27 protein-coding genes and 1 riboswitch are annotated in these 23850 nt (G+C 46.1%); of the genes, 3 read left to right on the top strand and 24 right to left on the bottom strand.

The genetic code is table 11. The features are described from left to right. Positions 1 to 2: 2 nt before the first annotated feature. The 23 genes from ahrC to H2C83_RS00870 all read right to left on the bottom strand — a co-directional run bounded on the left by ahrC (position 3) and on the right by H2C83_RS00870 (position 18508). The gene (ahrC, locus tag H2C83_RS00980; RefSeq protein WP_181736985.1) at positions 3 to 455 is read right to left on the bottom strand and encodes a transcriptional regulator AhrC/ArgR; all 453 of its coding nucleotides are present in this window, start codon (positions 453 to 455) and stop codon (positions 3 to 5) included. Then, positions 421 to 1344 carry an NAD(+)/NADH kinase gene (locus tag H2C83_RS00975; RefSeq protein WP_312853821.1) on the bottom strand — a complete coding sequence of 308 codons (924 nt, stop codon included), beginning with the start codon at positions 1342 to 1344 and terminating at the stop codon, positions 421 to 423. The genes ahrC and H2C83_RS00975 overlap by 35 nt, the downstream gene beginning before the upstream one ends. 18 nt (positions 1345 to 1362) lie before the next feature. Continuing rightward, positions 1363 to 1875: a hypothetical protein gene (locus tag H2C83_RS00970; protein WP_181736863.1), complete on the bottom strand. Its 513-nt coding sequence runs from the start codon at positions 1873 to 1875 to the stop codon at positions 1363 to 1365. Positions 1876 to 1941: 66 nt separating this feature from the next. Further along, positions 1942 to 2757 (bottom strand): TlyA family RNA methyltransferase, encoded by an 816-nt coding sequence (locus H2C83_RS00965; RefSeq protein ID WP_181736861.1) that lies wholly within the window; start codon positions 2755 to 2757, stop codon positions 1942 to 1944. A gap of 1 nt (position 2758) precedes the next feature. Further along, entirely contained in the window at positions 2759 to 4654 is a 1896-nt protein-coding gene (gene dxs / locus H2C83_RS00960; RefSeq protein ID WP_181736859.1) for a 1-deoxy-D-xylulose-5-phosphate synthase, read from the bottom strand. Continuing rightward, the gene (locus H2C83_RS00955) at positions 4635 to 5261 is read right to left on the bottom strand and encodes a hypothetical protein (RefSeq protein WP_181736857.1); all 627 of its coding nucleotides are present in this window, start codon (positions 5259 to 5261) and stop codon (positions 4635 to 4637) included. The genes dxs and H2C83_RS00955 overlap by 20 nt, the downstream gene beginning before the upstream one ends. Before the next feature lie 742 nt (positions 5262 to 6003). Then, entirely contained in the window at positions 6004 to 6900 is an 897-nt protein-coding gene (locus H2C83_RS00950) for a polyprenyl synthetase family protein (RefSeq protein WP_312853820.1), read from the bottom strand. Further along, on the bottom strand, positions 6901 to 7161 hold the full coding sequence (gene xseB / locus H2C83_RS00945; protein ID WP_181736855.1) for an exodeoxyribonuclease VII small subunit: 261 nt from the start codon (positions 7159 to 7161) through the stop codon (positions 6901 to 6903). Further along, a complete protein-coding gene (xseA, locus tag H2C83_RS00940; protein WP_181736853.1) occupies positions 7154 to 8518 on the bottom strand; it encodes an exodeoxyribonuclease VII large subunit in 1365 nt (454 codons plus the stop codon). Before xseA ends, xseB begins: the two co-directional genes overlap by 8 nt. Before the next feature lie 115 nt (positions 8519 to 8633). After that, positions 8634 to 9488, bottom strand: a complete 855-nt coding sequence (gene folD / locus H2C83_RS00935) for a bifunctional methylenetetrahydrofolate dehydrogenase/methenyltetrahydrofolate cyclohydrolase FolD (protein WP_181736851.1) — start codon at positions 9486 to 9488, stop codon at positions 8634 to 8636. Positions 9489 to 9664: 176 nt separating this feature from the next. Further along, positions 9665 to 10078, bottom strand: a complete 414-nt coding sequence (nusB, locus tag H2C83_RS00930; protein WP_181736850.1) for a transcription antitermination factor NusB — start codon at positions 10076 to 10078, stop codon at positions 9665 to 9667. Between the two features lie 127 nt (positions 10079 to 10205). Then, entirely contained in the window at positions 10206 to 10607 is a 402-nt protein-coding gene (locus H2C83_RS00925) for an Asp23/Gls24 family envelope stress response protein (RefSeq protein ID WP_181736848.1), read from the bottom strand. Next, positions 10600 to 11967 (bottom strand): acetyl-CoA carboxylase biotin carboxylase subunit, encoded by a 1368-nt coding sequence (gene accC, locus H2C83_RS00920; RefSeq protein ID WP_181736846.1) that lies wholly within the window; start codon positions 11965 to 11967, stop codon positions 10600 to 10602. Before accC ends, H2C83_RS00925 begins: the two co-directional genes overlap by 8 nt. Positions 11968 to 11991: 24 nt before the next feature. Further along, on the bottom strand, positions 11992 to 12531 hold the full coding sequence (gene accB / locus H2C83_RS00915) for an acetyl-CoA carboxylase biotin carboxyl carrier protein (protein ID WP_181736845.1): 540 nt from the start codon (positions 12529 to 12531) through the stop codon (positions 11992 to 11994). Between the two features lie 194 nt (positions 12532 to 12725). After that, positions 12726 to 13286, bottom strand: coding sequence for a SpoIIIAH-like family protein (locus tag H2C83_RS00910; protein WP_181736843.1), 561 nt, complete (start codon positions 13284 to 13286; stop codon positions 12726 to 12728). Positions 13287 to 13301: 15 nt separating this feature from the next. Then, on the bottom strand, positions 13302 to 13925 hold the full coding sequence (gene spoIIIAG / locus H2C83_RS00905; protein WP_181736841.1) for a stage III sporulation protein AG: 624 nt from the start codon (positions 13923 to 13925) through the stop codon (positions 13302 to 13304). A gap of 21 nt (positions 13926 to 13946) precedes the next feature. Continuing rightward, positions 13947 to 14621: a stage III sporulation protein AF gene (spoIIIAF, locus tag H2C83_RS00900; protein WP_181736838.1), complete on the bottom strand. Its 675-nt coding sequence runs from the start codon at positions 14619 to 14621 to the stop codon at positions 13947 to 13949. A gap of 8 nt (positions 14622 to 14629) precedes the next feature. Next, positions 14630 to 15814, bottom strand: a complete 1185-nt coding sequence (gene spoIIIAE, locus H2C83_RS00895) for a stage III sporulation protein AE (RefSeq protein WP_181736837.1) — start codon at positions 15812 to 15814, stop codon at positions 14630 to 14632. 12 nt (positions 15815 to 15826) lie between these two features. Beyond that, a complete protein-coding gene (spoIIIAD, locus tag H2C83_RS00890) occupies positions 15827 to 16216 on the bottom strand; it encodes a stage III sporulation protein AD (RefSeq protein WP_181736835.1) in 390 nt (129 codons plus the stop codon). Positions 16217 to 16231: 15 nt separating this feature from the next. Continuing rightward, complete coding sequence (gene spoIIIAC / locus H2C83_RS00885; protein WP_037993870.1) at positions 16232 to 16438, bottom strand: stage III sporulation protein AC; 207 nt, start codon at positions 16436 to 16438, stop codon at positions 16232 to 16234. A 23-nt stretch (positions 16439 to 16461) separates the two neighbouring features. Beyond that, on the bottom strand, positions 16462 to 16980 hold the full coding sequence (gene spoIIIAB / locus H2C83_RS00880; protein WP_181736833.1) for a stage III sporulation protein SpoIIIAB: 519 nt from the start codon (positions 16978 to 16980) through the stop codon (positions 16462 to 16464). Then, positions 16974 to 17942 (bottom strand): stage III sporulation protein AA, encoded by a 969-nt coding sequence (spoIIIAA, locus tag H2C83_RS00875; RefSeq protein WP_446697281.1) that lies wholly within the window; start codon positions 17940 to 17942, stop codon positions 16974 to 16976. Before spoIIIAA ends, spoIIIAB begins: the two co-directional genes overlap by 7 nt. A 143-nt stretch (positions 17943 to 18085) precedes the next feature. After that, a complete protein-coding gene (locus H2C83_RS00870; RefSeq protein ID WP_181736829.1) occupies positions 18086 to 18508 on the bottom strand; it encodes a CD1247 N-terminal domain-containing protein in 423 nt (140 codons plus the stop codon). Between the two features lie 143 nt (positions 18509 to 18651). Here H2C83_RS00870 and H2C83_RS00865 point away from each other — a divergent pair, with 143 nt between their 5' ends. The 3 genes from H2C83_RS00865 to H2C83_RS00855 all read left to right on the top strand — a co-directional run bounded on the left by H2C83_RS00865 (position 18652) and on the right by H2C83_RS00855 (position 21312). Next, positions 18652 to 19932, top strand: coding sequence for an MFS transporter (locus H2C83_RS00865; RefSeq protein ID WP_181736826.1), 1281 nt, complete (start codon positions 18652 to 18654; stop codon positions 19930 to 19932). A 64-nt stretch (positions 19933 to 19996) separates the two neighbouring features. After that, positions 19997 to 20794, top strand: coding sequence for a phosphosulfolactate synthase (gene comA, locus H2C83_RS00860; RefSeq protein ID WP_181736825.1), 798 nt, complete (start codon positions 19997 to 19999; stop codon positions 20792 to 20794). Positions 20795 to 20859: 65 nt separating this feature from the next. After that, the gene (locus H2C83_RS00855) at positions 20860 to 21312 is read left to right on the top strand and encodes a DUF441 domain-containing protein (RefSeq protein ID WP_181736823.1); all 453 of its coding nucleotides are present in this window, start codon (positions 20860 to 20862) and stop codon (positions 21310 to 21312) included. A 60-nt stretch (positions 21313 to 21372) separates the two neighbouring features. On the opposite strand, the gene kimA is transcribed toward H2C83_RS00855, so the two are convergent. Next, complete coding sequence (kimA, locus tag H2C83_RS00850) at positions 21373 to 23202, bottom strand: potassium transporter KimA (protein WP_181736821.1); 1830 nt, start codon at positions 23200 to 23202, stop codon at positions 21373 to 21375. Positions 23203 to 23374: 172 nt separating this feature from the next. Beyond that, a riboswitch (cyclic di-AMP (ydaO/yuaA leader) is annotated at positions 23375 to 23518 on the bottom strand. Positions 23519 to 23850: the final 332 nt, after the last annotated feature.

Genomic DNA, 23850 nt, shown 5'->3' with positions numbered 1-23850 from the left:
TCCTAAATCAAATCCAGGAAGCGTTGCATCAATTCGGGCGCCTGCTCTTTTTTGCGTGCAATAATCAGGATGGTATCATCTCCGGCAATCGTCCCCATCATTTCTTCCCAGTCGAGATGATCCAGTATGGCCGCGACAGCCTGTGCGTTTCCCGGCAACGTTTTCAACAGGATAAAATTCTCGCTTTGGTCAATGCTCACAAATGAATCCTGGAGTGTCCGCTTTAATTTTTTTTCGGGATTAAACCGTTTTTCCTCAGTGGGAAGCGAATATTTATAGGTTCCGGTATCTGTAGGCACCTTGATCAGATGCAATTCCTTAATGTCTCTGGATACCGTTGCCTGCGTGATGTTATAGCCCGCTTTTTTCAGTTCTTCTACCAATTCATCCTGCGTTTCAATTTCCTTGTTCGAGATAATCTCACGAATTTTTATATGTCGTTGCGCCTTCATTATTTCCACCTACCCTACTGACATCAACACTGCTTTCACCTTGCAGTTTTTGACGAACCACCTCAAAAAATGAGCGGTCCTGCCATTTTATAAGCAAGGCAAAATCTTTTGACCGCTTTACCCTCACCACATCTCCCTCTTTTAAATCATAACCGATTTGGCCGTCAATTGTTATTCCCATTTCCTTGTGAACAGCTGTTACCTGTATTTCGATGACCGATTCAGATGGAAGTACCATGGGCCGGGATGTTAACGTGTGTGAACAAATGGGGGTTAACAGAAGCGTTTGGATGCCCGGATAGACAATCGGCCCTCCGCAGGCCAGTGAATAAGCGGTAGAACCGGTCGGGGTTGAGACGATAATCCCGTCTCCCGAATAGGTATCGAGATAGACTCCGTCCATATAAGTGATACAAGTAATCATCCGGCCAAATGACCCCTTGGCAATCCCGACATCATTCAGGGCGACCCCGGATTCAATCACCTCGCCGTCTCGAATCACTTCGGCCTCGATCATCAGGCGGCGTTCAATGACATAATTACCAGAGAGGACGCGATCAATGGCGACAGAAAGATCTCCTGTCTCCGCCTCCGATAAAAAACCCAGATTCCCCAGGTTAAACCCCAGAATCGGCAAACGGTATTTTGCTATTTCTCTGGCCACACCGAGCAATGTGCCATCCCCACCCAAAACAAACACCACTTCAACATATTCGGCAAATTGTTGAAAAGCAAGTCCCAGTTCAGGGTAGCCCATCTCGGTCGCGATATCTGGCTCAAAATAAACGGTAACACCTCTTTTTTCCAACTCCTGTTTCATTTTTTCAGCTACTTGAAAAGCTTTCGGTTTGTATCTGTTTACCTTAATCCCGATCGTTTTCAACAAATCCACCCCATATAAACGATGCGATCATGATGTGATAACCATAGTAACAATCAAGATCAATGCAACCGCCAGAAAAATCAGCCAAGTCCAGTTCTGCTTTTTCCCAAGTGAAACATCGGGAATGTCAAATACAATTTCCCTGATTAAACCCTGATCACGGTCTACATATAAAATGGCATCAGGCCGATAGAGCAGATAATAGGGAAGAAAAAACTCCCTCAATCCTGCTCCCGATTCGCGAACCGGCTTTCGTTGTCTTGACACAATCACAATATACCATTGATCGTCCCGACAAGCGAGATAGTCAATAAAAAGCCGGCTTTCATATATGCGTCCGTTAAAATCAATTTCAAACGGGATTCTTTCTTTGGCGCCTACCACCTCATATCCGTGGCTTCGCAACAGATCCGGAATTTCCCCCTTGATACTGTTCTCATCTTTTTTTTTCCGGCCAGGTGCCGGTAACTTCCTCAAAACAAAATAAATGATGACTCCGATTAGCAGAAAAAGTACAAGGGTATCGCCCGGTCGGGTCACTCTAACCCCTCCTTTAACTACTAATTCGAAGTCATGCGGGTTAACCCTTCTGCAAACAAAAACAAATTAGTAAAAACGCTGATGTGCTTCTTGGACCACATACGCGATTAGTGATTCCCACTGGGAAATATCCTGTTTTTCTTCAGGAGACAGTTTCAGGTAATATAAAAATTCAATATTTCCTTCTCCGCCCTGAATCGGGGACGGGATCAGTCCGTTAATCCGATACCCCAGCGAATCAGCCAAATGAACCATTTTCAAGAGGACCTGGCGATGTACCTTCGGATCTTTTACAATCCCTTTTTTCCCTACTTCTTCCTTGCCTGCTTCAAATTGGGGTTTTACCAGTACAACCACTTCTCCATCTGTCTGAAGTAAGCATTTTATATTGGGAAGAATATGTCTCAGAGAGATAAAAGACACATCGGCAACAGCAAAATCGGGTGTGTCCCCGGTCAAATCTTCCGAGTTCAGATAGCGGAAATTGGTTCGTTCCATGACAACAACACGTGGATCCTGCCGTAACTTCCAGGCCAGCTGGCCATAACCCACGTCAACCGCATAAACCAGCCTGGCTCCATTTTGCAGGGCGCAATCAGTAAAACCGCCCGTGGAAGCACCGATATCCAGAACTACCCTGTTTTCCAGTTGCAACCCGAATGAGCGGATCGCTTCTTCCAGTTTTAATCCTCCACGGCTTACATAAGGGTGGAGCTGTCCTTTTACTTTTATGGAACCATCAACAGGAACCCTGGTTCCGGCCTTGTCAATCCGTTCGTTATTCATATAGACAAGGCCAGCCATAATGGAACGTTTGGCCTGCTCCCGGCTGGAAAAAAAGCCTTTTCTGACCAATAAGGAATCAATTCGTTCTTTCTCCATGTCAAGCCCTCATATTTTCCGGGTTTCTTTGTAAAATGAGTCTGTTTACAGCATCGGCAATATTTTCTGCCGTTAATCCCGTTTCCCGTCTCTGTTCCGCAATCGTTGCATGTTCCACATACACATCGGGAACCCCCATGATTTTGACCGGAAGGTCATATACCTCTTTTTCCTGATAATATTCCAGTACGGCACTGCCAAACCCCCCCGCCACGACAGCTTCCTCTACGGTGACAACCGGGATTCTCTCTGCGGCCAATTGGTCGAGCATTTCAGTATCTAATGGCTTGGCAAACCGGGCATTGACAACCCGCACATCAAATCCGTTCAACTGTAAAGATTCCGCGGCTTCAAGAGCAGGTTGCACCATGTTTCCAAAAGCGATGATGGCCGCGTCTCTTCCATTTCTGACAGTTTCGGACTTGCCGATCGGCAAAAGTTTCAGATTTTCGTCCATCGGCACACCCACTCCGGCACTTTTGGAATAACGGATGGCAATTGGCCCGTCTTCATATTGGACCGCCGTATATAACATGTGTTGAAGTTCATTCTCATCTTTTGGCATCATGATGGCGATATTGGGCTGATTTCGCATGAAACTGATATCATAAATCCCCTGGTGGGTTTCTCCATCCTCACCAACAAACCCCGCACGGTCAACAGCAAACACCACATTCAGATTTTGCTTGCAAACATCATGGACCAACTGATCGTAACCACGTTGCAAAAAGGTAGAATAGATCGTGAGTACCGGTTTATACCCCTGGGTGGCCATTCCGGCAGCAAAGGTAACCGCATGCTGTTCGGCAATCCCCACATCAAAACAGCGATCAGGAAACTTCTCATTAAACCGGTCCAGTTTTGATCCGGTTAACATGGCCGGAGTAATGGCCACAATCCGGTCATCCTGTTCGGCCAACCTGACCATAGTCTTTCCGAAAACATCAGGGTAGGAAGGCGGCCCTCCCTTTTTCTTGAACACACCCGATTCAATCTTGTACGTCCCGACTCCATGATAAACAACGGAGTCATCTTCCGCCGGCTTATAACCATTTCCTTTTCGGGTAATGACATGCACCAAAACCGGACCTTTTGTTTTTCCTGCCAGGCGCAGGATTTCCATCAATTCCGGAAACTGGTGACCATCAACCGGACCGAGATAGGTAAATCCGAGTGTTTCAAAGAAGACACCGGAGACAACCAAATATTTCAAACTGTCTTTAATTCTCTCCAGCGTTTTGGCAAACGGCACTCCTACCGTGGGGATTTTCTTCAGAAGATGCTGGACTTCATCTTTCATCTTGTTATAACTCTTGTTGATCCTCAGCCGAGCCAGGTGATTGTGAAGCGCTCCCACATTGGGACTGATCGACATCTCATTGTCATTTAAAACAACGATCATGTCGCTTTTGGATTCTCCAATATGGTTAAGGGCTTCCAGGGCCATTCCTCCGGTTAAGGCGCCATCTCCAATAACCGGGATCACTTTGAAATCTTCACCCTTGAGGTCACGCGCTGCCACCATCCCCATCGCTCCGGACAGGGAGGTACTGCTGTGTCCGGTTTCCCAACAGTCATGGACTGATTCACTCATTTTCGGAAATCCGCAAAGTCCCTGATATTGGCGCAAAGTGGGAAACAGATGCCGGCGCCCCGTCAAAATTTTGTGCACATAAGCCTGATGGCCCACATCCCACAAGATTTTATCTTTCGGACTGTCAAACAGGTAATGAAGGGCAATCGTCAATTCGACAACTCCCAGATTGGAAGCCAGATGCCCGCCTGTTTTTGAGAGACTTTCAACGAGAAACCGGCGAATTTGTGCCGCCAGTTTCGGAAGCTCTTCTACTGGCATTTTTTTCAAATCAGCCGGTGAATTAATTTGCTCGAGGTCCACGAAAACCGCCTCGCTTTCGCTTTCTTTTCTTATTTACATGAAATATGGATAAATGAAATTTCTTGTTAATGAAGAAAAAGATTCTACCTACTTGAAAAACAATGTGGTTGGCGAAGTGAATAGACACGCTTTTTCCCAATGCTTTTCCCCCTACCGTTACAGCTGAGATAACGGAAACCAGAAATACATTCAAAAAATTTTCTACCCATGTGGTTTCCTGCCACACAGGGAAAGAACGCATGATCGAGGCAATCACCACCAAAGCGGCTGCTCCGCTGATCACTCCGCTAATATCTCCTACAACATCATTACAAAAGTTGGAAAATTGGTCCGCCCGGCGTACGATTCCGATCGCTTCCTTGGAACCGGGAATTTTTTTTGCAGCCATGGCATGAAAAGGCTGCTCCTTGGCTGCGGCAGCCGCAATCCCAAGCATATCGAAAACGATCCCGATCCCGACAATAATAAGAAGTACAATCAGTCCACCCTGCCAGGAGAAATCTTTCATCAACGTTGTTGACGATAGTGATAATATCATGGCAATCAAAGCAGTGATCAGCCCGATGCCAACAGACCAACGCAATGATTTTCGGAGCAATGAAAACATACTGTCATCCATCCCTTGCCCTGGGGCATTCCAGAAAAATGCCGGTCACAAAGGACCGGTTGCATTATCGTTTTTTCAACGACTCATATGTATTTTTTCCGGTTCGTCCAACTAAAAAAACACATAAGAGAAAGAGTGGAAACTATTCAGGTAAACTCTGCGGCTTAAGGTCCAGTAGGATTTCCCAGAAAGGTATCCCGATCGTTGCCAATCAGGCGGTTTCCCTTTATAACCTTTCTCGAGCGGTGTCACCATCCGCCGGACTGGATTGCCACTTAGTCCGCACTTTAATCCCTGAACAGCTTTGCCTCTAGCAAACAGTCTAGGAGATTTCCTCAACAGTCCGGATTCATTTCCTAGCCTCTTTTGCAACAGTACTTTCAGCTCTAAAAAAGCATCCCCGCACTGTCACTCAAGGCAGGCTACGCTGCACCCAGTCGACTCCCGGAATGCAGGTTCATCCCCCAAGCCGTCACTTCAAGCCTATCCTTGTCGCAACGCACTTGGGCCTCCGCGGAAAAAGGGTCTACGCCCGCATGCCCTTGCGGATCGCCCTTAATCCTTAACTCCCAGCATCAGCCCGCAGCTGGGCGCCACAAGCCAACACCAGAAACTTCATCGATATGCCCTTTAGCGGATTTTTAGCCCCGCCTTCAGAAATGACCGACTGACTAGAATACTGCACCACCCTTTTAGTTATATTTTATTATAGCATATGGTACTCTCTTTAGCATGTTTTGCCTTAATGGTCGCGTGACAGCAAATAATCGGCAATCTCCAGCAACTTTTCGGGAGAAAGACCAGGAATGTTGGCAATTTGCTTTTTGGCGTCATCTGTAGTTTCTTTCAATTTTCTTCTTGATTCTTCCAATCCAAGCAATGCCGGATAAGTCGCCTTGTTCAATTTCAAATCGCTCCCCGCCGGTTTTCCCAACACTTTCTGAGAACCGGTTACATCGAGAATATCATCCTGGATCTGAAAGGCCAGTCCAAGCTGTTGGGCAAAACACGTCAATGCATCCATCAACAGGGGCCTTGCCCGACACAAATAGGCTCCGATCCGAACGGAAAAAACAATCAGGTCGCTTGTCTTTCGCTTGTGGATGCTCTCCAGTTCATCGATGCCAATCTGCCTGTTCTCGCTTAACAGATCGTCCACCTGCCCTCCAACCATGCCACGCGCTCCTGAACACCGGGCACCTTCTTCGATTATAGTCAGGGCAACGTCACCCGGCAAAGCTGCTTCCTTTGCACCTGAAGCCAAGAGGCCAAACGCTTCGGTCAACAGGGCATCGCCGGCCAAAATGGCTTGTGCTTCGCCAAATACTTTGTGGTTGGTAAGCTTTCCCCTCCGGTAATCGTCGTTGTCCATGCTTGGCAAATCATCGTGGATCAAGGAGTAAGTATGAATCATTTCTACTGCACAGGCAAACGGCAGTGCTTTGGCAGGGTTTCCCCCGAGTGACTCAACCGTTGCAAGCACCAGAACAGGACGCAAGCGTTTTCCCCCGGCGAGCAAAGAATAGCGCATCGATTCACGCAAAACGGAAGGCAGGCTGTCCATCTTTTCCATATATTCATCCAGGGCCTGATGAACCATTTCTGCTTGTTCCTTTATATATGATGTAATGGATTGCACTTATTCCGAATCCTCCTCTATTTCAAATGGCTTTTTCAGCCATTCCCCATTTTCTTTGACAAGCATCTCCACCTGATGTTCAGCCCATTCCAGTTTTTTTCCGCAAATTTGGGCCAATTTCATCCCTTCATCAAACAATTGGATCGCCTGTTCCAGAGGTGTATCCCCTTTCTCCAGTTTTTGTACCACTTCTTCGAGCCGTTGCATCGCTTCCTCGAATTGCATCGACTCCAGAGCGGACAAATCCTTGGCATCACTCATCGTTTTCCCCCTCCGATCTCCACACCTGGCACTTTAACTGCCCATCTGCCAGACGCACCCGAATCAGATCGCCCGATTTCATTTGCCGGGCCGACTTGACCAATTGATCACTATCAAAACGATATACCAGCGAATATCCTCTTTGCATCACTCTCAAAGGGCTAAGTGCATCCAATTGAGCCAATTGATGTTGGTACATCTGCTTTTGCGTTTTTACCTGCTGGGCCATATGGGTGCAACAATCCCTGATCAAAAGCGACAGTCGCTCATTCAGTTTAGACAATTCTTGCGCTGGATGACAAGACTTGAGTTGCAACTTTGCCTCTCCCAGCCTTCTGTCCTTGTTTGCGAGTATTCTGTGCATGGTATGCTCAAGACGAGTCTCCATGTGATCAAGCCGTTGGGTATATTGATACAGACGCGCTTTGGGATCTTTGAAGACGGCACGATTCACCTTGCTCTCAAAACGGTCTTTCAGGCGGACCAACAAGGAAAACTGCGATTTGATCAAGCGGTGGGTATACTGCTTTACCTGATTCCTTAGTTCTTCAATCTGCGGAACCACCAGTTCGGCGGCAGCAGTGGGAGTTGGAGCGCGTCTGTCAGCAACCAGATCGCTGATCGTGAAATCCGTTTCGTGTCCAACAGCTGAAACAACAGGCAAAAGGGACCGGTGTATACTCCGTGCAACCACTTCCTCATTAAAAGCCCACAATTCTTCCAGAGATCCGCCGCCTCTGCCAACGATAATCACATCTGCTTCATTCAACTCATTCATACGGTCAATCGCTCTTGCAATTTGCGAAGCAGCCTGATCTCCCTGAACGGGTACCGGATACAGAAGAATAGATGCAATTGGATAACGCCGTTTTATCGTTACAATAATATCACGAACAGCCGCCCCGCTGGCAGAGGTAATTACCCCCACTTTGCGCGGATATTTGGGCAACGGTTTTTTGGGTTGATCAAACAGCCCTTCGGTCATCAACTGTTCCTTCAGCCGCTGGAAAGCGACATACAGATCCCCCATTCCGCTTAATCGCATATCCTGTACATACATCTGCAAATGGCCGTCTTTCATGTATAAGGAAACATAACCCCGTACCAACACACGATCCCCGTTTTTGGGCTGAAATCTTAAACGACGGTTGTTTCCGGCAAACATAACGGCATCGATCGCTGCCCGTTCGTCTTTTATTGTAAAATACATGTGGCGGCTTTTGCTGTGGCGGGAGAAATTGGTGATTTCACCTTCCAGCCAGATCTTTTGCAGTTGTTCATCCATATTGAGTTTTGTATAGAGGTATTCAACCAGATCGGATACGGACCAAACGTTTCGTTCCGGCTCACGGAACATAACTTCCCCTCACTTTGCACAAGAAATATCAGACCATTCACAACTCTCCACGAAAGAAAGAGGCTTTCCAAAAAACACGGAAGTGCCTCCTCTTAAAATCTTTTTCCAATTCGCCCTAACGCTGCCAAATCGCCTTTGCGGCAGATACGGTATTTTTCATGAGCATGGCAATCGTCATCGGTCCCACTCCACCTGGTACAGGAGTGATGGCAGAGGTTAACGGAGCAACTTCTTCAAAATTGACATCACCCGCCAGTTTGCCGGCGTCATTGCGGTTCATCCCTACGTCAATGACCACGGCACCCGGTTTGACATGCTCTTTTGTAATCAGATTGAGTTTGCCCACGGCCGCAATGATGAGGTCCGCCTGGCGGGTATAATGCGGCAAATCAACAGTCCGGGAATGACATAAGGTTACGGTCGCATTGGCTTGTTGCAACAGGATCGCCATCGGCTTACCCACGATATTGCTGCGGCCGACTACAACAGCATGTTTGCCTTCAAGCGAAATTCCCGTTCGATCCAGCATTTGCATAATTCCGTAAGGTGTGCAGGGCAGAAGACCTCTTTGGCCGATGACCAGTTTCCCCATGTTAATGGGTGTAAACCCGTCTACGTCTTTGGATGGGGAGATGACTTCGATCACTTTATCCGGATTGATATGGTCCGGAAGAGGCAATTGTACCAATATGCCATGTATATTCGGATCTTCATTTAATTCGCGAACCTTGCTCAACAAATCCTCTTGTGTAATTGTATCATTCATTCGAATCAATTGGGAGTGAATTCCGATTTCTTCCGATGCACGAATTTTTCCTCTTACATAAGTCTCGGAAGCCGGATTGTTTCCTACCAGGATCACGGCCAGACCAGGCTGTAATCCTTCAGCTTTTAACTGCTCAACTTCATGTTTCAGTTCCAACCGGATTTCCTTGGCAATTTGTTTTCCATTAATTAGTTGGTAAGCCAATAAACTCACTTCCTAACATTAAAAGTTAATGGGCCTGTTATTGTTCAGTTTATATTGTTCTTTATTTTATGTAAAGGCTACCTTAAATTAATGAAAAACAAACTATTTCAACACTTTATAAAAAAGGAGGCCACAAAAAGGCTCCCCTTTCTCAAACCATCCTCTTCACTAACGGTCTAAGCTTCCGTGCCCTGTGTCGGGCGGTTTTTCGCCAGCTTTCCCAAAATGCCATTTACAAACCGGCCGGAATCTTCTCCCCCAAACGATTTTGCCAACTCCACCGCTTCATTGATCACCACTCCCTGCGGCGTCAGTTCATACAGGAGTTCGAAGGCGGCCAGGCGCAAAACCATTTTGTCTACGGTAGACAATCTTTCCACAGACCACCCTTTTTTCAAATAAGGACGAATGGCATCATCCAATTGGGATACACGACTCATAACTCCTTCAGCCAGATGCAGAAAAAACGGCCGTTCCTTTTCATCTATCTGAGTACTTCGTGAAACGACAACCTCCTGCCTTCGATCCGTATGAAATTCGCATTCATATAAAGTTTGAATAACTTTTTCCCTAACGGTTCTTCTGCTCATTAAAAACCTTCCTCCAAAAAGAAACCCGAGCTTTTAGAGCCCGGTCCTGTTATCCATGACTGGTCAGGTCACAAAATATAACCCTTCTTATTTTAACCTGAAATGTCTTATTATACTTTCTTTTTTCTTACTGGACGCGTGGACTGCCTGTTTCATTTTCCCTGTTATCGGCAGACGGCATTTTAATTCCATCGACCCGCACAGATACGTTGTCAACAAAAAGACCCGTCATATTTTCAATCGCTGCTTTTACTTCTTCCTGTACCTTGCGGCCAACATCAGGGATATTGTAGCCATATTGCACGACAATCGCCAACTGGACAGAGAGTTGATCTCCAAGGTCTACATGAATTCCCTTCCTCAAATTCTTGCGTCCCAGAAGCTGGTTGATATTGGCTGTGGCACCCCCGCTCAGACCAATGACACCTTCCACAGAGTCGGCGGCAATCCCGGAAATGATCTGGATGACTTCCGGCGCAATCTCAATTTTGCCAATGGAATTGTTTTCATGCTCGTAGGCTTCACTCATTTTTGTTTGAACTCTCCTCGTTTGGATTATTTTGTTCAAGGAAGCGAATGTTAAAATCTCCACTGATAAACTGAGGATGTTGCAACAGTTTCAGGTGGAAGGGGATTGTCGTATGAATTCCATCAATCACAAATTCCTTCAAGGCGCGATTCATACGCCTAATCGCTTCATTACGATCTTTTCCCCAAACAATCAGCTTCGCAACCATTGAATCATAAAATGGCTGAATTGTGTAGCCCTGATAACAAGCACTGTCAACCCGTACGCCGTTGCCTCCCGGCTGCAAATAAAAGTTGATCCTGCCCGGTGATGGCATGAAATTCTTATCCGGTCTTTCAGCATTGATCCGGCATTCCATGGCCCATCCGTCAATTTTTATATCTTCTTGCCTCAGGGTGAGTTTTTCACCGGCTGCAACCCTGATCTGTTCCTTGACCAGGTCAACACCGGTAACAAACTCAGTAACAGGATGCTCAACCTGAATCCGGGTATTCATTTCCATGAAATAAAAACTGCCATCCTGATCCAAAAGGAACTCAACCGTACCGGCCCCCGAGTAATTTACCGACTTGGCCGCTTTGACCGCCGCTTCACCCATCTGCTCACGCAATTCCGGATTCAATGCCGGAGATGGCGCTTCTTCAACCAGCTTTTGATAACGTCGTTGAATGGAACAGTCGCGTTCTCCCAGATGAACGGCATTGCCATATTGATCGGCGAGAACCTGTATTTCAACGTGACGGGGCTCAGTTAAAAATTTCTCCAGGTAAACCCCGGGATTGCCAAAGTTGGCTTCTGCCTCTTTTTGGGCAAGATTGATGGCACGTTTCAATTCATCTTCATGATGGACAATGCGCATTCCTTTTCCGCCGCCGCCGGCTGTTGCTTTCACAATTACGGGAAAACCGATTTCTTTGGCGGTTGCCACGGCCTTGTCCAAATCTTCGATAACCCCTTCTGAACCGGGGACAACCGGAACTCCGGCCGCTTTCATGGTTTCGCGCGCAGTCGTTTTATCCCCCATTTTTTGAATGGCTTCCGGTGATGGACCGATAAATGTAATATTGCATGCGGCACATAATTCGGCAAAATCGGTATTCTCAGACAAAAATCCGTATCCCGGGTGAATCGCATCGGCACCAACCAGCGTAGCCGTACTGATAATATTGGTCATGTTCAGATAACTGTCCTTGCTCGGGGCAGGACCAATACAATAAGATTCATCCGCCAGGGTGACATGCAATGCGTCACGGTCAGCTTCCGAATAAACAGCGACGGTTCGGATTCCCAGTTCCCGGCATGCGCGTATAACCCTTACAGCGATTTCACCGCGGTTAGCGATCAAGACTTTATTAAACATTGTTATCCTCCTTCCGCGGTTGATTTATGTTGTTTTTACTAAAAACAAAGGCTGCCCATATTCAACCAATTGTCCATTTTCTACCAGCACCTTGGCAATGGTGCCATTAACTTCTGCTTCGATTTCATTCATCAGTTTCATCGCTTCTACAATACAAACAATTGTGCTGGATTGGACGGTATCCCCTTCTTTTACATAAGGATCAGCGTCAGGAGCAGGAGCGCGATAGAATGTTCCAACCATAGGAGATACAATTTTATGTAAGTTTGAATCATCTTCAGTTTGTTCGTCCTGAACTCCGGGAGCGGGTTCCTGCTTTGCGCCGGTTTCCGGCAGGGTTACCGCTTCCTGAACCGGTGCCTTTGGTGCCGAAGCAGACTGGACGGGAGCGGGTTCAACTGCCGGCTGTGCCACTGCCGCCTGTACGGCCGGAGCTGCATTGGTTCTTGCCCCCGACTTTTTGATCACCAATTTGTTTCCTTCATACTCGATTTCAAACTCTTCAATATTCGACTCATCGATTAAGCGAACAAGTTCACGAATCTCATAAGGTCTGAATTTCATATTCTGTTCCCCCTTAACATATACCTTTACTTAATCACATTGTTAATAGCATAACTTATTTTCAGTTTTTTGACTAGCTTTTTACTCTGCAAATAACTGGTTCCATTTATTTTTCCCAATAAAATTGATGATTAAAAAAAAACCAGTTTCAATATGAAACCGGGGTCAAGTCTCAATATTCCTAATTTCGCAACTTATCGATAAGCTACAGAAACATTTTGCGGATCAACCTGCAAATGCTGACGGACCAGGCTGATTAGTCGAACCACCTGCTTTTTGCTCAGCTTTTCACTTTGCACGATTACATCCACATGAGGATTGTTTGTAACAACAACGGCGTCCTTATATCCTTCTTTGCGGATCAGCTCTTCCAAAACCGTTTCCTGATTGTCAATTTTCATCAGCTGCTGGATCTTCTGATTTGCTTCTTCCAGTTCTTTTTCCGAAGACTTGGGATTGGTCAAAACCTGCATATACTCTTCAACCATTTTTTGCCTTAAAGTGCTGCGTTGCAACTGATACCCCACAAAAAAGTCGCTGTTGGCCTGCTCCAGCATCTCTTCCGTTTTCTTATCTGATGAAACCGGTTCATCAATCGGTTTGATATTCACATTGACATCCGAATCCGTTTCCTTGGCAGTTTGCGCAACCTGTCTGGCCGGTTCAACCGGACCCGTTACAATATAGTAGGCGGATAAAACCACCATCACTGACAACATGGTAACCAACCATACAGTTTGTTTGTTGACTGACATCCGTTTTTCCTCCTTTTATCCTTTTGGCAGCACGGAAATCCGGTGTATGGGCACATCCAGAGTTCTCTGGACTGCTTCCAATACGATTGCTTTTACTTTCAGATTTTCCACCCCGCGGGCCACAACAAGCACGCCCCGGACTTCCGGTTTCAACTTCTTGATCACTACCGGCTTTTCCCCATTTTCACCACGGTAATAAGCTGTTTTCTGATCTTCCGTATCCTGGGTAATGGAACGCTTTCCCCCGTTTTTGTCCGTCTCGGTTGTTATCTGGCGCGACTCCCGCTTATCCACTTGCACAACTTCTTCTGCCGTGGAATCCAGATTGACAATGACGGAAACATCATCAACCCCGACAATCTTGCTCAGCACCTGCTCCAGTTCTTCTTCATACATTTGCTCATATTGAACCATCGAATCCTCTTCGTTTGAAGAAGATGCCGGTTTTGCTTCCGCTTCTGTGTCAGAGGATACATTTTTTCCCGGCGGCAAGGAAGCTTCTCTCACCTGGACAAATTGGGAAATGATCATGATTGCCAATCCGGAAGCCCCCAAAATGAGAATCCATCCAAAACGCTTTTTCTGTTTTTCATCCCCTTGCCATTTTTGCTCCCACTTTTGCCATAATTTTTTTAGCATATCCTTTTTCACCCCCATTGTTCAGGTCAGGTAAACCCGGTGATCAACAAGAGAGGTTTCTTTCTGTCGATAGATCTCCACATCAATATTTTCCATCGGTACTTCCCAATTCTTCTCAATATAGCGCATCACATCCTGTTTGAGCGGCCTGACGTCCGGTTCCGTTTCCTTTTTTGGCGCCGAAACCGCCGGATCCAAATCAATGTATACGGGCTCAACCGGCTTCATGCCCGTTTTTGAATCCGATTCTTGCGGCAGAATGGAAACGCTCACCCTTTCCACTTCATTTCCGCCTGTATCGTCACCCATCCGCAATCTTACTTCAGACTTTTTCACCTCAACAGGAAAGTGCTTTTCCAGTCCGGCTTTTATGGATTGGCTGATTTTCTGTTCCGCTTGCTGTCGCACCATTTGCTGTTGCTCCTGCTTCAAGGCTTCACTCTTCTGTTCAATTTCTTCCATCGAATCCAATGGCGAAAACGCAGGCGCAGAAGGGAGAAAAGCCAGTGATTCCAGATCAAGATCATCCGAGAGCAGCCCAAAAATCGGCGACAGGATGGCCATAACGATCAAGAGTCCCATAACCAGTTTCACATACCGGTCCAGGCGGCTGTTTGGCAAAAGCAGATCGATAAAAGTAGCTATCAGAACAAGCAGTACAATTTGTTTTAGCCAATCGCTCATCCAGGAGATCATGTCGACACCTACCTGATCATCGCTGAAATATTTCCGGCTGTTACCAGAATCGTCACAGCCAGAAAAAACATCAGTCCCACAGCGGCCAGGGCGGCAAAAATGAAAATGAGTGTCTTCCCGATTGTATTCAGGCTTTCAATAATGGGACTGTTACCCAAAGGCTGCATAATTGCTGCCGAAAAATTGTAAATAAAGGCAAGCGACAAAATTTTCAGGGCAGGAAAGGCGCAAATGAGCAGAAGAATGATAACTCCAGCCAGTCCAATCGTGTTTTTTACCAACAAGGAAGCGCTCATGACTGTATCCGCCGCTTCCGATATTGTTCTGCCAATAATCGGGACAAAATTGCCCGTAATATACTTTGCTGTTCGCAGCGTGATCCCGTCGGCAACTGCACTGGTTGCTCCCTGAACGGAGATTACACCCAAAAAGATGGCCAACAGCCCGCCCAGCAAGGTTACCCCGACTTTTTGCATCAATCCGGCCAGGTGATTTACTTTATACTTGTCCGTAAGGCTGCTGATAATACTTAAAATGGCTGAAAAGAAAAGCAATGGAAAAACCACGGTATGGATAAATGTTCCAATCACGTGAATCATGAACACGATCATGGGATGAAAAAGTGTTACGGAAACAACATTTCCCATGGTCACCATCAATGTCAGCATGAGGGGAATCAGGGCCAGCATAAATCCAATCATGCGTCCAATTGCCAGCCTGGCGGACTCAACGGCCACATGGAAACTGTTCACCGCCAGAATAATCAGCACCATGAACACAATGGCATAGGCCACCTTGCTGACCTGGTTGTGTTCAAAGGCGGTTTGCAGTGTTTGCAGGAGCATGCTGAACACGGTTAGAACAATGATGCTTCCCAACAGCTTTCCGTTATAAAGCACCTCATGAAAAAAATATCGCAGCAAGCCCGTTATTACACTTTTAAAACTCAGTTCTGTTTTTCCCGAAAGAATCCAGTCAAAAAGATCCCGTGAATTCTGCCCACCCAAATATTGTCCATAATCCCTGGACAATTGATTCCAGAAATTCTCCACCTGCTCTGTTTGCAAATGGTCCAGCTGGGAACGAACCACTTCATTGATCGCCGGCGGCTTTTCCCCGGTTTCCTCTGCCGCAGCCAAAGGAACCCAAATCACGAAAAAGAACATCACGCAAAATAAGAACTTTCTTTTCATTCCCATACATCCTTACGCGGGCAGAATTTGCATAATCGTTTCGATAATCACTGTAATGATGGGAATCGCCATCACCATAATCAAAACTTTTCCTGCCAGTTCAATCTTTGTCGCAATACTGTCCTGTCCGGCATCCCGGGTTACCTGCGCTCCAAATTCGGCAATATAAGCGATACCGATGATTTTGAGGATGGTTTCCAGAAACAGTTCATTGACCCGGGCAAGATGTGCCAGATTTTGCAAAATACCAACCACTTGACCCACTTTGCCGGCTAAAGAAATGAAAATGACAATCCCGACAAACATCGCCAGTGAAAAGGCAAATACCGGTTTCTGTTCCTTAACCGCGAGGATCAGAAATGTGGCGATCAGGCCGAGACCCACCACCTGGACAATTTCCAAGCGGATCGCCTCCTGTCATGTCCGAAACAGAAACACATTTTTAATCGTTTGAAACAAATCCTGCAACAACATGGCGACCATGAACAAAACGACAACAAAACCGAACAAAGTTACCCAGTGTGCAAAATCCTCCTTGCCCATTTGCTTCAGGACGGTGTGAATCATTGCCACTATGATGCCGATCCCGGCAATCTGAAACACAGAATCCAAATGGTATGGCATAAAGCCACCCCTCCATAAAAGTTTTAATACATGAGAATCACCAGCAGAACCCCAGACAAGATCCCGAAGGTTTTAATCATTTTTTCGTATTTTTCCTGCTCAACTCTTGCTTTCTGTTCTTCCATCAGCAGATTTTCGGCCGCTATTTCCAAATGATGCAGCTGATCAGACCGATTAGAACCTCCCAACACCTGGCACAACTTCAGGATAATTCCTTTTTCTTCTTTTCCCATGGCTGTTTTTCGCCACTCGCTTTCAATGGCCAGCCGTAAACATTCATAAGTGGACTTGCCGTCCAATGTTCTCAGATTCCGGCTGAACTTTTGAAACAGTTGGCTCAAGCTGCTGCCTGCGGCCTCCGCTATCCGATCGCATGCTTCTGCCAGCGGCCTTGTTCCATAGTCGATTTCTGTTTTCAGGAGGGCCAAACTGGAACGCAATTCCTGGATTTGTCGCGGACGCATACGAAATTCTGTTGCCAGTTGAAACCCGATCCATGAAGTGGTCAAGATGATCAGAACGGCTCCCAACAGCTTCAGCATATGGTTCCCATCCTCCCGACCTTGTTGTCCAGGCGCTCAATAAATTGGTTGTAAATGCCTTCAACCGTTCCCGGTCCCCTTCGCCGGCTAAGCAAGACCAGCCTTGTAAAAACTTTTTCCTGAAACAGTTCTCTGAGTACCGGACGCCTGGTAATTTCCCTGACAGACTGGCCGTGCACGGTTGCAAACAGATGAACCCCCGCATAGATTGCCTCATGGATTGCTTCGCTGTCGGCTTTCCGTCCAATCTCATCCACAACCAGGACATCTGGCGACATGGACCGGATCAGCATCATCATCCCTTCTGCCTTGGGACATCCATCCAGTACATCGGTCCTTGGACCTACATCATGCTGGGGGACACCTGCAACACAGCCGGCAATTTCGGATCTCTCATCGACAATTCCCACTTTGTATGCAGGAATGGACTGGCTACCTCTGCTTACATGACGTGCCAGGTCCCGAATCAGCGTGGTTTTGCCACATTGCGGGGGAGAAATAATCAGCACATTTTCCACTTTTGCATTTCCAAACAAACAGGGAATCAACGGATCGGCAACTCCCACAACCTGCCGGGCAATCCGGACATTAAAACCTGTTATATCCCGAAGATGTTTGACTCTCCCGCCTTCCAACACCACTTTTCCAACCAGTCCGATTCGATGCCCGCCTTCGACAGTGACATACCCCTGCCGCAATTCTTCATCCATCGTATACAAAGAATGGTTACTGATCAGATTCAACAGATTCAGACAGTCTTCTTTGCCTGGAATCATCGCTTCATACGGTTTTTTGGAGAGATGGGCAAACCGGCTGACAAACCACGACTGTTTGAAGGTGATGATTTCCAGCGGCCTCCCCTGCCTGACACGGACTTCCTCCAGACGTTCCAGAACAGAAGCAGGCAACGACTGGATCACATCGCGAATGGAGTGCGGGAGTACTTGAAAAACCGGCTTAATTGACATGGAGCACCTCCTGTCCTAAACCTTTTTTATTCCCATTCATATGTGGACTTGTTTTTAATATGACAAGCATCCACACAAAAACCCGCGAAAAAAGGAACGAATCCATGTGAAGGTTCGTTCCTTTTCAGAGTCTGCTTTTATGCTTCTTCCAGAATAATTTCATCAACTTCATCTTCATTGATATCCTTTACTTCCAGAACGGTATTGCATTTCGGGCATAAAAGTTCAATGGAATCATCCTCGAAATCCTCTTCATCAACCAGGACTTCTTCTCCGCAATCGGGACAGGTTACTGCAACCAGCCAGTCGTCCTCATCATCCTCATCTTCTTCATCATCATAAACCAATAATTCCACATCATTCAGGTCCTCATCGACAGCTTCTACATATTCTTCCAATTCCGAAAGGCGGCGGTCCAGCTGTTCGGAAACCTCCACCAGCTGGTCAGTCACTTCCAACAGACGCTGAACAGCTTTATATTCAACGTGCTCATGATGATTGACATCACTTTCCAGCATTCCCTGAATAAAGGATACATCCCGTTTTAACCTTTCATACATGCCATTTCACCTCACAAGCCATGTTTTACTTTTTCATAGTGTGCCTAATTGCCTGGCCAAAAAACAAATCAATAACTGGAAACAAGAAATTTACAAATTTGGGTATGCTATAACCGATAAAAACGAAAAATGGGGTGATTAGAATGCCTCCAAGTCAAGCTGTACACGGGAAAGAAGGACAAAAATTGCAGATCGCGGCGTTAATTACGCTAAGTTCAATTCCGTTTATCATGGTTTTGGGAAACTCCATGTTGATTCCGGTATTGCCTACCGCTGAAAAAGCTCTTAACGTCAGTTCATTTCAAGTCAGCTTATTGATTACGCTGTTTTCCATTCCGGCAGCATTTGCCATTCCCATCGCCGGAATCATGGCTGACCGGATTGGCCGCAAAAAAATTGTTTTTTACAGTCTGCTTTTATATGGTCTGGGGGGACTCTTGGCCGGGTTCTCCTCGGTTTACCAGGGGGGATCCTATACATTTGTGCTGATCTCACGGATTATTCAGGGAATCGGCGCAGCAGGAACCTCCCCGATCGCTATGGTGTTGCTCGGCGATTTATATCAGGGAGAAGACCGAAGCAAGGCATTGGGAATCCTTGAAGCATCAAACGCCTTTGGAAAAGTGCTCAGTCCGATCCTCGGGTCATTGATTGCGGTCATCACCTGGTATGCGATGTTTTTCGCCTTTCCGCTGCTGTGTATCCCCGCTGCCATCGCCTTGTGGAAAGTGATCAGGGAGCCTTCCAAAAATGAAAAACCCCAGCCATTGCAGGAATATAAACGGCATATTTATAAAATCTTCAAACGGCGTGGAAAATGGTTGTCAGTATCTTTCCTGGCCGGGGCGCTGATGATGTTTACCATGTTTGGCATCCTGTTTTACCTGTCTGACTATCTGGAAAAAACTTATCGCGTTGAAGGGATCTTCAAGGGGTTTATCCTGGCCGTTCCATTGCTGGCGTTATGCGTGACAGCATATCTGACCGGTTCCCATGTCAAGGAACAGACACACAAAATGAACAAACTGATCATCCTCGGTTTAATCCTGACAACCATTGCTACCGCAGCCACGCCCTGGTGGAAAAATGCCTACTGGCTTGTTGGCTGTTCGTTTGTGATTGGAATCGGAAGCGGGTTGATCCTCCCTTGCCTGAACACATTGATTACTTCAGCAGTTGGCATGCAGGAACGCGGCATTATTACTTCTTTATACAACAGCGTCCGCTTTTTTGGCGTTGCGCTTGGACCCCCGGTTTTCGGGGCTCTGGCAAACCGGCCATTCATTTTGTTTTTGGGTCTTGCTTTTGTCCTGTTCATCATGATTTTCCTTTCCCATAAATTTATTGACCGTCCGCAACGGCTGCGCGGCAAGGGAGGCCGGTCCCGTCTCCTGTTACGAAAAAAAAGACTTTCCCCGGTTTAGGGTATTAGCGGGTTGTTCGCTTCGCATAAAATAGGAAAGATGATTTATATAAGGAGGCGAACCCATGAGTTCCATTCACGACTTATGGAAAGAGACTCTGGTCAATCCTGATTTCCGCTCGACAAAGCCCCGTTCAAACGGTTGTACCATGGTGCTTGACAAAGGATTGGGTTTGGGCACATTTCATGATCTGCTCCAGATCGCAGGAGAATATATTGATTTTATTAAATTGGGTTTTGGAACAGCAGGAATCACCCCACAAAAACTGTTGCAGGAAAAAATCGCTCTGGCCAACCAGTACCAGGTAGGAATTTATCCCGGCGGCACATTTCTTGAAATCGCCTATGCCAAAAAGATGCATCATCACTATCTTGAAACAATTTCATCACTGGGAATAAAGTGGCTGGAAATTTCAGATGGAATGATAGAACTTTCTCTTTCCGAACGCTCTTCCCTGATCCGGCAGGCCCAGGAGATAGGATTTGACATCATCACCGAAATCGGGAAAAAATCAGCCGGTTCTGCCTTGGATATTGAATCGTTTTTGAGAATTTATGAACATGACCGAAGCCATGGAGCCACTTTTATCATTGTTGAAGGCAGAGAGTCCGGTAAAAACATCGGAATTTACGATGAAAAAGGGCACATCTGCATCCCCCGTCTGAAAGCTATTTTTCATCAAACGGATCCGGACGCGATCATTTGGGAAGCTCCGCAAACCAGTCAGCAAATTGAGTTTCTGAAGCAAATCGGCCCTAAGGTCAATCTGGGAAATATATCCCCGCCGGAAGTCCTTTCACTGGAATGTTTAAGGAGGGGGCTGAGAGCAGATACGTTTTCCCTGACAAGTTTCACTAAATAAACGTTCATAAAAAAAACCTGTCCAACATAATTTAGTACAAACCTGATTGGACAGGGGTTAGGCAAATGAATCCCGATTTGCTCTTGGTTGTATTGATCATTGTTGGAGTTATTGGACGGTCCCCGCTGATTGCAACCGCATCCAGCCTGTTGCTCATTCTGAAACTGATTCATCTGGAACGTTACTTTCCGTCTCTTGAAAGACGGGGGCTGGAATTCGGACTGCTGTTTCTAACCATCTCCGTATTGGTTCCATTCGCTTCCGGACGGATTCAGACCAAAGATGTCCTGTCTGTCTTCGTGACATTACCCGGGATTCTTGCACTACTGGGCGGTGCATTTGCTACATATATGAACGGGAAAGGTTTGGACCTTTTAAAAGTTGACCCCCAACTGATTGTGGGGCTTGTCCTCGGTTCAATCTTCGGCATCCTGTTTATGCGCGGAATCCCGGTCGGCCCCTTGATGGCAGCCGGAATCACCGCCTTTCTCCTTCGCCTGTTCAAATGGTTGCTTTGACTGTGAAGGTGGTTTCCTTCACGGTTTTTTATTTGAAAAAGCCAACAGGACCATCGCCGGCTACTTTTCCAGCTGGTACGGAACAATGGTGATATTCACATTTTTCGTTTTAAGCAGGCGGGCCAAAATGAGAAAACCTGTCTGGTTATGAAGAAAACTGTGCCACCATTTTTTCGTGATAAATTGAGGCATGATTACAGTAACTTTCGTTCCGGACTGGTTCGTTTTTTCTTTTATTGTATCAATAAACTCACTTAATGAAGCAGTAACACTTCGATAAAGGGAAAAGATCGTCACCAATCTTACGCCTGTTTGCCACTTTTCCCATTTTTTCTCCATACGTTCTATCTCCTCCGGGCTCGAACCCACATATACCGCTATCACATCTTCAGACAAAGATTTGGCATAAACGAGTGACTGGGCTACTACTTTTGTAATGCCAGCCACAGGCACAATCACCAGATTCCTGGTGTTTTCCATATCATCAAATTTGGCCGATAAATCTATCCGTAATTGATCACCTACATCCTCATAATGGTGATAGATTTTTTGGAAAATAAAAATGCATGCCGGAATAAAGAGCAAAGCGATCCACACATGTTCAAACTTGGTGACAAAAAAGATGATCAAAATCAGATAACAAATGAATGCGCCCAAAAGGTTTACGATCAATTTCGATTTCCAATCTTCGGGTTTTGATCGTATCCACTTGACAATCATTCCCGTCTGGGACAGAGAAAACGGAATAAATACTCCCACCGCATAGAGAGGAATGAGATTTTCCGTATGCCCCTCAAAAGCAATAATTAACAGGATGGATGAAAGGCCGAGGGTAATGATCCCGTTTGAATATGCCAGGCGGTCTCCCCGAATGGTAAAGGCTCTGGGCATAAATTTGTCCTTTGCCAGATTAAAGGCAAGTAACGGAAATGCGGAAAAGCCTGTATTGGCCGCCAGCACCAGGATCATTGCTGTGACAGCCTGTATGAAATAATAAAAACCGTTTCGCCCAAAAATCGAGGAACCAAGTTGAGACAACGCGGTTTCCGTTGCCGATGGGGCTATCCCGTACCAATAAGCCAAAAAGACGACTCCCGAAAAAAGAGATCCCAAAATCAGGCCCATAATCGATAAGGTAAAGGCTGCATTCTTGGGGGCAGGCTCTTTGAAATTGGGAATGGCATTGGATATGGCTTCAACCCCGGTCAAGGCAGAACAACCGGACGAAAAAGCTTTTAATATCAGAAACAGGTTAATCCCGATTACAGGAGTTCCGATCGCTGTATGGGCATTTGCCGGAACATGCCCGGTTACTGCCTGGTATAAACCGCCAACGATCAGAATAGCAAGAGCAAACACAAACAAATAGACAGGATACGCCAAAATGGTGGCGGATTCGGTCAATCCCCTCAGATTTAACAATGTAATAACAGCTACCAGACCTACTGCAATTTCCACCGTAAACGGGTGAAAGGGAGGAAAAGCGGACGTAATCGCATCCGTACCTGCCGAAACGCTTACGGCAACAGTAAGGATATAATCAATCAATAACGAGCCACCGGCAATCAGGCCGAAGTTGGTTCCCAGATTTTCCTTGGCCACCATATAGGCTCCGCCGCCGCCCGGGTATGCAAAAATGATCTTGCGATATGACAGAATCAATACAACCAATAAAACCAGCACACCGACGGCAATAGGCAATAAATACCAGAAGGCCAGCATGCTGACCGTGGCAAGCACAATCAGAATCTGCTCCGGTCCGTAGGCTACCGAAGACAGGGCATCTGATGAAAGAATGGCTAATGCCTTCAAATTGTTTAATTTCTGATGATGCAATTCATTCGTCCTTAGTGGCCTTCCAATCAGAATGCGTTTGATTTTATGAAACATCCTTCTCACCTTCATAAACATGTTTTGTTTTTTTGTCAGAACTTACATTTTTTTACAATATTCAACAATAAATTCACTACAGGATCATTTTGCATGGAGTTTTAGAGTTATTGTGCTCCCCAACATAAAAAAATCACAAAAAAGAGAGACTCCTTTTGTGATCTTGCAAACAGTTCCCTCTCTCACAACGCTTACGAGGTTAACTGACGGATTCGGGTGCTGAGAGTCACCCTACCTGAGCAAGACTCAGGATTCACCCCGGTAAAATATGTTGGTTCCCCCGTTCCCACCGTATGGGATTCAGCGATTGGTACGGTATTCAATTTTGGTTTTCATCTTACTCCTCTCATTTTTGATTGTAAAATACCATTTCAGGTAGAAACAGACAAAAAAGGAGATATAAACAAGTTTTAAACTAAGTGGCGATATATTTTCCTTGCCATGCAAGAGAATACTTTTTTAAATTTGGTTTTGACAACATTCTCATCAATGGAATCCGTTACACGTTGTGCATTCAAGTATTTCACATCCCACCGAATGAAAGATTTGAGCTAACTTCCACCTAATCTTTCTGACCCGGTCACCGCAAATTTCAAAGATGACATTTCCACCAAACTATATACAGTGATCGCTTGGTGCTGGTTTATT

It is taken from the genome of Thermoactinomyces mirandus (assembly GCF_013868055.1).
GTDB classification, from domain to species: Bacteria; Bacillota; Bacilli; order Thermoactinomycetales; family Thermoactinomycetaceae; genus Thermoactinomyces; species Thermoactinomyces mirandus.
Note: the sequence above shows the minus strand (reverse complement) of the source record. Positions and strands in the feature narration are given on the sequence as shown.